At 59.5% G+C, this 9,096-nt stretch carries 8 protein-coding genes; 5 read left to right on the top strand and 3 right to left on the bottom strand.

The features are described 5' to 3' along the window. Positions 1–699: 699 nt before the first annotated feature. The gene (rhtA, locus tag ACP7CJ_RS04930) at positions 700–1,587 is read left to right on the top strand and encodes a threonine/homoserine exporter RhtA (protein WP_276197351.1); all 888 of its coding nucleotides are present in this window, start codon (positions 700–702) and stop codon (positions 1,585–1,587) included. Positions 1,588–1,753: 166 nt separating this feature from the next. Continuing rightward, positions 1,754–2,035: a hypothetical protein gene (locus ACP7CJ_RS04925; protein ID WP_426099341.1), complete on the top strand. Its 282-nt coding sequence runs from the start codon at positions 1,754–1,756 to the stop codon at positions 2,033–2,035. Positions 2,036–2,168: 133 nt separating this feature from the next. Here ACP7CJ_RS04925 and ACP7CJ_RS04920 read toward each other — a convergent pair whose 3' ends face one another. From ACP7CJ_RS04920 to ACP7CJ_RS04910, 3 genes are all read right to left on the bottom strand, one after another. Beyond that, positions 2,169–3,977 (bottom strand): aminopeptidase P family protein, encoded by a 1,809-nt coding sequence (locus tag ACP7CJ_RS04920; RefSeq protein WP_276197350.1) that lies wholly within the window; start codon positions 3,975–3,977, stop codon positions 2,169–2,171. Between the two features lie 49 nt (positions 3,978–4,026). Further along, positions 4,027–5,187, bottom strand: a complete 1,161-nt coding sequence (locus ACP7CJ_RS04915; RefSeq protein ID WP_276197349.1) for a cysteine desulfurase family protein — start codon at positions 5,185–5,187, stop codon at positions 4,027–4,029. A 231-nt stretch (positions 5,188–5,418) separates the two neighbouring features. Next, positions 5,419–5,685 (bottom strand): hypothetical protein, encoded by a 267-nt coding sequence (locus tag ACP7CJ_RS04910; protein ID WP_276197348.1) that lies wholly within the window; start codon positions 5,683–5,685, stop codon positions 5,419–5,421. A gap of 399 nt (positions 5,686–6,084) precedes the next feature. Here ACP7CJ_RS04910 and msuE point away from each other — a divergent pair, with 399 nt between their 5' ends. From msuE to ACP7CJ_RS04895, 3 genes are all read left to right on the top strand, one after another. After that, positions 6,085–6,648, top strand: a complete 564-nt coding sequence (gene msuE / locus ACP7CJ_RS04905) for an FMN reductase (RefSeq protein WP_247402600.1) — start codon at positions 6,085–6,087, stop codon at positions 6,646–6,648. A 9-nt stretch (positions 6,649–6,657) separates the two neighbouring features. Next, positions 6,658–7,797, top strand: coding sequence for an FMNH2-dependent alkanesulfonate monooxygenase (gene ssuD / locus ACP7CJ_RS04900; protein ID WP_426099342.1), 1,140 nt, complete (start codon positions 6,658–6,660; stop codon positions 7,795–7,797). A 107-nt stretch (positions 7,798–7,904) separates the two neighbouring features. Then, on the top strand, positions 7,905–9,092 hold the full coding sequence (locus ACP7CJ_RS04895) for an acyl-CoA dehydrogenase family protein (protein ID WP_426099343.1): 1,188 nt from the start codon (positions 7,905–7,907) through the stop codon (positions 9,090–9,092). Positions 9,093–9,096 lie beyond the last annotated feature (4 nt).

Raw genomic sequence — 9,096 nt, 5'->3', positions numbered from 1 at the left:
TTCAAACATCTTTGGGTTTTTAAGAAACCCTAAACTTGGCTCAGCAATCGTTGGTTACATCTTTGATTTCTCGCGGAGTAACTTGTGATGCTGATAATCTTGTTGACTATCAGTCTGACTCCACAAGCACCCACACGAATTGCTTGATTCAGTTGTTAAAGAGCGGTTGGTTAAGATCTTTCGTCTCAACCGAGGCGCGCATTCTACAGCAGCCTCATTTGCTGTCAAGTGATTATTTTCAGAAGTTTTCAAAGTTTCCTTTGTAACTTCAACCACTTGCGCTTCCGATCTCTCGTTAGCGGGAGGCGAATTCTACAGCGTTACACGCTGCTGTCAACACCTCTTTTTCTCCGCTTTCGACCGAGAAGATCGAAACGTTAATAGAGCCAAACAAAACTGCTCTACCAACTCCCTCCAGGCTTCGATGAACTGAAGAAAGCCGCTGTCGAATCTCGCATAACTCTTTGTTTACCAAGGAGTTTTCCGTTTCGACTGCGCCGGAAGTGGGGCGAATTATAGACGTACAGGATTTGCCGTCAACCCTTAATTTGGTTTTTCTATCAAACAGCCGAAAATCTCAAAATCCCCTCTATATAGAGGGCCGTCGATTGATAATTGAGCAATATATTGCTCAATATTGCACAGTTAAGCATCATAGGGCTTCTGCTACTCAAATATGACCTCGGACGAACACCCCCAATGACCACCTCCCCCCGCAGCCTGACCTCGGCACTGTTTCCCGTCGGCCTGCTGTTGATCGCCATGGCTTCCATCCAGTCCGGCGCCTCGCTAGCCAAGAGTATGTTCCCTATTGTCGGCGCCCAAGGCACCACCACGCTGCGCCTGATTTTCGCCAGCGTCATCATGTTGCTTATATTGCGCCCGTGGCGCGCCACGCTGACGACCAAATCCCTGCGCACCGTGATCGTCTACGGAATGGCCCTGGGCGGCATGAACTTCCTCTTCTATATGTCGCTGCGCACAGTTCCCCTTGGTATTGCGGTAGCCCTGGAATTCACCGGGCCGCTCGCCGTCGCCCTCTACGCATCGCGCCGGGCGGTGGACTTTCTGTGGATTGCCCTCGCAGTCGTCGGTCTCCTACTGTTAATTCCCATGGGAGAAGCCAGCACTAGCATTGACGTAGTCGGGGCGGCTTATGCATTAGGCGCAGGTGTTTGCTGGGCGCTCTACATTCTGTTCGGCCAAAAGGCGGGGAATGATAACGGCGTACAAACGGCCGCCCTGGGCGTCATGATCGCTGCCTTGTTCGTCGCCCCCATCGGCATCGTCCATGCGGGTGTGGCGCTGCTGACGCCCTCGCTGATTCCGGTCGCCATCGGCGTCGCCATCCTGTCCACCGCGCTGCCCTACACCCTGGAGATGGTCGCGCTGACTCGCCTACCCGCCCGTACTTTTGGCACGTTGATGAGCATCGAACCCGCATTCGGCGCGCTCTCGGGCCTGTTCTTCCTGCAGGAGCATTTGTCGCTTGCACAGTGGATGGCCATCGCCTGCATTATCCTGGCCTCCGTTGGCGCCACATTGACCATGCGAAACGAGGCTAAACCTCTGGTACCAGCCGATTAATCATCTTTGACGGTAGCTCTGGTATTTGCCGCTCATTTAGGCCATGTTTAGGCCGCAAACAGATGTCATTCATGGAGAGTTTCGACAAGGACAGCGCGAACGCTACAATCGAGAGCGAGTAAAGCTGGCTTCATGCATTTTTTCGAAGCCGCTATTAAGGATGGGAATGAAGCGAATTTTGATACTGTTAATGGTCGTGGCCATTGCTGGCTGTGCCGCGACCACCAAGACAGAAGTGAAACGGGGCAAAAAAGGGCTGCATATCAACTGTTCCGGCCTGTCCTCCTCCTGGGACCAGTGCTACACCAGTGCCGTCAATTCATGCGGTGCCAAGGGCTACCGGGTTATCGCCAAGTCCGGTGACAACTCCGAGGAGCCTGGGGACTATCCCTTCGGTATCAACCCTGCCGGCTACACCAGCCGGAGCATGATCGTCATCTGTAAATGACGGCCCGAGCAGTCCACTTCCGACTGCTCCGCACCGCCCACCTTGAACGCCTCGAACCGACGCAGCCCTTCGCGACGCTGCGGCTAACCGCCTGCGCGTAGATCGCAAGCGGCACCTGCCGAGCAGCGACCGATCAAATAGCCGCAGTCCGCACCTGCAACCACTCCAACGCGGCGCCACTGAGCAATGGGCTCAAACGCTGACGCACCTCTGCATGGTACGCATTGAACCACTGGCACTCCTCGGCCGTCAGCAACGACGGCTCCAGGCAACGGGTGTCGATCGGGCACAAGGTCAGGGTTTCAAACTTGAGGAACTCGCCAAACTCGGTCTTGCCTGCTTCGCGATTCAACACCAGGTTCTCGATACGCACGCCCCAACGCCCCGGGCGGTACGTACCCGGCTCAATGGAAGTGATCATGCCCGGCTGCATCGCAGTTTGCGGCGCAGTGGCCGCCTGGTAGGCGATCACCTGCGGACCTTCATGCACATTGAGGAAATAACCTACGCCGTGACCTGTGCCGTGCCCATAGTCGACACCTTCGGCCCAGATCGGCGCTCGCGCGATGGCATCCAGCAATGGCGACATAATGCCCTTGGGAAAGTGAGCACGGGACAGCGCAATCACCCCCTTGAGCACGCGGGTGCAATCACGTTTCTGCTCATCACTCGGCGAACCGATAGGCACCATCCGCGTGATATCGGTGGTACCACCCAAGTACTGGCCGCCCGAGTCGATCAACAGCAGGCCGTCACCTTCGATCAGCGCATGCTCTTCTTCGGTGGCGTGATAATGCGGCATCGCGCCATTGGCGTTGAACGCGGCAATGGTGTTGAAACTCAGCGACACATAACCGGGCCGGCGGGTACGTGCAGCCGTCAGGTGTTCGTCGATGGTCAGTTCGGTGATGCGTTCACGGCCCAGCGCACTCTCCAGCCAGGCGAAAAATTCGCACAGGGCCGCGCCATCCTGTTCCATGGCCTGGCGGATATGTTCCGCGTCGGCCAGGCTCTTGCGGGATTTGGCAAGCGTAGTCGGATTCATCCCTTCCAGCAGCTTGACGCTGGCATCCAGGTGTTCCAACAAGCCCGCGGTCACGCGTGCCGGATCAACCTGCACACTCGCGCCCGACGGCACCGCCCGTAGCGCACCGGCGACTTCGCTGTAATCGCGCAAGGTCACGCCATCCTGCTCAAGCACAGCGCGCAGCTCGGCATCGACTTTGCTCAGCGCCACAAACAAAGTGGCCTGTTGTGCACTGATCAGGGCGAAGGACACAAACACCGGGTTGAACGATACATCGGCACCGCGCAGGTTAAACAACCAGGCGATGTCATCCAGGGTCGCGATGAAATGCCAGTCGGCGCCCTTTTCTTTCAAACTGGCGCGCAGCGCCGCGAGTTTTTCCCCACGGCTGACGGTGGCCTGCGGTGGCAGATGCTGGTAGATAGGCTGATTCGGCAACGTCGGGCGATCTTTCCAGACTTCATTCAACAGGTCGATATCGGTACGCAGGCGTGCGCCGCGCTCTGCCAGCTTGCCGCCCAAAGTACGCGCCGAAGCCACGGCCATTACCGCACCATCAACCGCCACCACACCGCCATGCGGCGTCTGCTCGGCCAGCCATTCCAGCGGACCAGGTTGACCCGGCTGCAGTTTCACCAGTTCGATACCGCTGCCCTTGAGCTCCTTGGTCGCTTGTTCCCAGTAGCGGCTGTCGGCCCAGACACCGGCGAAATCCGCGCTGACGATCAGCGTCCCCACTGACCCGTGGAACCCCGACAACCATTGACGCCCCTGCCAGTAGCCCGGCAAGTATTCGGACAAGTGCGGGTCAGCCGACGGCACCAGCAAGGCGTGAATGCCCTCGCGGCGCATCAGTTCACGGGTATGCGCCAGGCGCTGGGGAACCGTTCCATGGGTCAAAAGCTGCGTACTCATTGTGTCTCCTGCTAACCACTAATAATTGTTATGGGTTACGAATGAGGAATCAAACCGCCCAGAACGCCGGCGCACTGGCAAGGGCGGCCTTGATCAATTGCACGGCCTGGTCGATGTCCTGTTCGGTGGTGAACCGCCCCAGGCTCAAGCGAACGGTACGACCGGCGCTGCGGGCGTCATGCCCGAGCGCCAGCAGCACGTGGGAAGGCGCATTGCTTGCCGAATTGCAGGCCGAGGTCGCGGAAAAAGCCATGCCCACGCTTAAGGCCGCAGCGTCGAACTCGCCTTCACCGAACGTGAGGCTGAGGGTGTGAGGAATGCGCTGGGTGGCGCTGCCATTGAGACGCACACCGGCAACCGTCGTCAGTTGATCCAGCAAACGCCGGCGCAAGGCCACGATCGCCGCCTGCTCCTCGCTGAAAGCCTGCGCCGCCAGGGCGAACGCCGCGCCCATGCCCGCGATCTGGTGAGTCGCCAGGGTGCCTGAGCGCAAGCCGCCCTCGTGGCCACCGCCGTGAATCTGCGCCATCACCTTCTGCTGCGCCCGCGGCCCGACATACAACGCGCCGATCCCCTTGGGGCCATACACCTTGTGTGCGGAAAACGACATCAAGTCCACCGGCCATTGCGCCAGGTCGATTGCCACCTTGCCCGCGCCCTGTGCCGCGTCCACATGCAACAACGCGCCGTGTTCACGCACCCGCGCGCCGATGGCGGGGATGTCGTTGAGCGTGCCCAACTCGTTGTTCACCAGCATCAGCGAGACCAGGAAGGTGTCTTCACGCAGTGCTTCACTCACCGCCTCGGCACTGATCAACCCATCGGCGTCCGGCACCAGGTAGGTCACGGCTACACCGGCTTCCTGCATCTGCCGCGCGGTGTCCAGCGTGGCCTTGTGCTCGATCTGGCTGGTGATGATATGCCCCCCCGCCACGCCCCGTGCTTGAGTTACACCCTTGATCGCGAGGTTGTTGGATTCAGTCGCGCCGGACGTCCAGACGATCTGCTCCGGCTCGGCACCGACCAACTCGGCCACCTGGCGACGCGCCCGCTCAACCGTTTGCCGGGCCGCTTGGCCGAATGCGTGGGAACTGGACGCAGGGTTACCGAAATTGGCATGGAAGCCCAGACACTCGACCATCACCTGGATGACTCGCTCATCCACCGGGGTGGTGGCGGCATAGTCGAAATACAACGGACGTTTATTCATAACCTTGGGGACTCGCAGAGCTGGTTCCCGAGAGCAACGTCTCAGGGGCATCGACCGGAACAGAGGTCGTCAGGTTTACCCGATCGAATGCCATTAAAAAAGGACCACTTGACGTAAATGTGCGTAGGAACGCTCCTGAAATTCAGCTTAACAGGCTGAAGTAGCGCCATGGCAAACAAAAAGCCCGAGGGTTCTTGAGAAACCTCGGGCTTTTTGGCACTGAGCAACGGCTCAACTGGGACGACCATGCAGGGTCACATTACGTTCGGCGTTCATTTCGCCCTGGCGATCAAAGCCGAAAGGCTTCTGTGCCTGGGTCAGGGCAGCCCGCTGCTGTTGATACTCGTCAAACGACAACCCGCGACGGCTCAACGCCTCCAGCGCCAGTTCCCGGGTTTCTTGTGCCGTGTAAGGGCGCAATTCAGGCGAAGGATGGGTCGCACAACCGGCAACGACAGAAGTGACAAGTAATACGCAAACAGCAAGAAATCGGTTCATGGCGGTGGCTCTGCGAAGGAGGTCTCAAGTCAATGAACACAGGCTACTCCCGACCTTGAACGGTGAAAAATCATCATCCGTGATAGTCGCTATCAACCGAGGTCGCACCCTCGATAGGGCAGCACGCATATTCCTATAAGATCTATAAATATAGAAATACGCTCATTTACGGAATAAACGTAACCCTCTATAAATGGCTGCACGCGAGCTCAACACTGTTCGCCACGCAACTGTTGTCCAGGCAACAGCCATTCAACAAAACACCAGGCAGACAACAGCAACGTTTTCAGCAGTGAGCCCGCAGCCCAAGCGATTCAAGGCCTGCAGCCGTTGGTACAGCTCTTGCTCAGACCGACTCACTTCTCCTGCGATGAACCACTGTTGAAAAAGGAACTGTTCATGACCCGTCCCCTGAATGTCGTTGCCCTCTCCGGCGGAACCTGGCGCCCGTCCCGTACCCTGGTGTTGACGCAGGCCGTGCTGGCCGAACTGGCAACTGTATTGCCGATCCAGACCACGCTTATCGAACTCGGCGATATCGCCCGGCCACTGGGCGGCGCACTGTCGCGCGATGAGTTGCCGGCCGAGGTCGAATCCCAACTGTTGGCCATCGAACAGGCCGACCTGCTTATCGTCGCCGCACCGGTCTATCGCGGTTCTTATCCAGGCCTGCTCAAACATCTGTTCGACCTGGTTGGCCTAAATTCGTTGATCGACACCCCGGTGCTGCTGGCCGCCACCGGCGGCAGTGAACGTCACGCGCTGGTACTCGATCACCAGTTACGCCCGCTGTTCAGCTTCTTCCAGGCCCTGACCCTGCCGATCGGCGTGTATGCCACCGAAGCCGATTTCACCGATTACCAAATCACCAGCGAAGCCTTGAAGGGCCGTATTCGCCTTGCGGCAGAACGCGCAGCACCTTTGTTCGCCGCGCACTCCCCCTCTCTGCTGAAAATCGCTTAAGGATTCGTCATGGATGTTTTCTGGTTTCTGCCCACTCATGGCGACGGTCATTACCTGGGCACCACCCAAGGTGCTCGCCCGGTCACCCTCAATTATCTGAAGCAAGTCGCCCAGGCTGCTGACAGCCTTGGTTACTACGGCGTGCTGATTCCTACCGGGCGCTCGTGCGAAGACTCCTGGGTGATCGCCTCGGCGCTGGTGCCGCTGACGGAGCGTTTGCGCTATCTGGTTGCAATTCGCCCAGGCATCATCTCGCCCACGGTGTCGGCGCGCATGGCGGCGACCTTGGATCGCCTGTCGAACGGCCGCCTGCTGATCAACGTCGTGACCGGCGGTGACCCCGACGAAAACCGAGGCGACGGCAGCTTCCTCGACCACAGCGAACGCTATGAAGTCTCCGACGAATTCCTCAGGATCTGGCGCCGCGTGTTGCAGGGCGAATCGGTGGACTTCGAAGGCAAACACCTGCGCGTACAGAATGCCAAAGCGCTTTACCCTCCGGTGCAGAAGCCTTATCCGCCACTGTACTTCGGCGGTTCTTCCGACGCTGCCCACGACCTCGCCGCCGAACAGGTGGATGTGTACCTGACCTGGGGCGAACCACCTGCCGCCGTCGCCGAAAAGCTCGCGGATGTGCGTGAACGTGCCGCGCGCCACGGGCGGACCGTGAAATTCGGTATCCGCCTGCATGTGATCGTGCGCGAGACCGAAGAAGACGCCTGGAAAGCCGCCGACAAACTGATCGAACACATCAGCGACGAGACCATCGCCGCCGCGCAAAAATCCTTCTCGCGCTTTGACTCCGAAGGCCAGCGCCGCATGGCCGCCTTGCACGATGGGCGCCGCGACAACCTGGAAATCGCCCCCAACCTCTGGGCCGGTGTCGGCCTGGTACGTGGCGGCGCCGGTACGGCGCTGGTGGGCAACCCGCAACAAGTGGCTGAGCGGATCAAGGAATACGCGGACTTGGGCATCGAGAGTTTCATCTTCTCCGGCTACCCGCACCTCGAAGAAGCCTATCGCTTCGCCGAGTTGGTGTTCCCGCTATTGCCGGAACCCTACGCCAGCCTGGCCGGACGCGGCATCACCAATCTGACGGGGCCGTTTGGCGAAATGATTGCCAACGATGTGCTGCCAGCCAAGGCCTGAGAACGCTGAGATCCGGCTTAGGTGGGAGCGCACAAGCCCGCTCCCACCTTTGATCTTCATTGCCCAATAGATAGCACACGGCATTAGAGCCCTATGAGGAATACCGCGTGACAGCCAAACCCCACAGCGTCCTGCCCTCACCTTTGCAGACCGCCAGACAGCTCGCCGCCGAATTCGCGCTCACCGCCGTCGAACGCGACGAGCGCGGTGGCACGCCAAAAACCGAACGGGATGCCCTGCGCCAAAGCGGTCTGCTGGCGCTGAGCATTCCCGCTCAATACGGCGGCCTCGGTGGGCGCTGGAGCGACACCTTGAGCATCGTGCGTGAATTCGCCAAGGTCGACAGCTCCATCGCCCACGTTTTCGGTTTTCATCACCTGATGCTCGCCACGGTCCGTCTGTTTTCGCGCCCGGACCAATGGCAACCCTGGTTCGAACAGACCGCGCGCAAAAACTGGTTCTGGGGCAACGCTCTCAACCCGCTGGACACGCGCACGCTGGTCAAGGATTTTGGCGGCTGGCGTGAGTTCTCCGGCAAGAAGAGTTTCTGCTCCGGCGCCAGCGATTCGGAAATGCTGATCGCCTCGGCGGTGGATGAGAGCGCCGGCGGCAAGTTGCTGATCGCCGCCATCCCCAGTGGACGCAGCGGCATCACTTTGCACAACGACTGGAACAATATCGGTCAGCGCCAGACCGACAGCGGCAGCGCCAGTTTCGAACGGGTACGTGTCGAGGAATCGGAGTTGCTGCTCGACCCGGGTCCACTGAGCACACCCTTCGCCGGCCTACGCCCACTGATCGCACAGTTGACCTTCACGCACATGTTCCTCGGCATTGCCGAAGGTGCCTTTGACGAAGCGCGCAACTACACCCTCACCGAAACCCGCGCGTGGCACAAATCCACCGCCGAGGATGTGCGCCAGGACCCCTACGTACTGCACCACTACGGCGAATTCTGGGTGGCCTTGCAAGGTGTGCGCCTACTGGTGGAACGCGCCGCCACGCTGCTTGATCAAGCCTGGGCCAAGGGGCCGAACCTCAGCGAAAACGAACGCGGCCAACTGGCCATCGCCATCGCCACCGCCAAGGTCGCCGCCAGCCGCCAGGGTCTGGAGTTGTGCAGCCGTCTATTTGAAGTCACTGGCGCGCGCTCCACCCATGCGTCACTGCGCCTGGACCGCCATTGGCGCAACCTGCGCACGCAAAGCCTGCACGATCCGGTGGACTACAAACTCCACGAACTGGGGGACTGGGCGTTGAACCAGTCCCTGCCGACTCCCACGTTCTATTCATAAAGAG

The sequence above is a fragment of the Pseudomonas sp. PSPC3-2 genome, from assembly GCF_049897085.1.
Classification (GTDB): Bacteria; Pseudomonadota; Gammaproteobacteria; order Pseudomonadales; family Pseudomonadaceae; genus Aquipseudomonas; species Aquipseudomonas paraveronii.
This window is presented reverse-complemented; position numbering and strand designations above follow the sequence as displayed.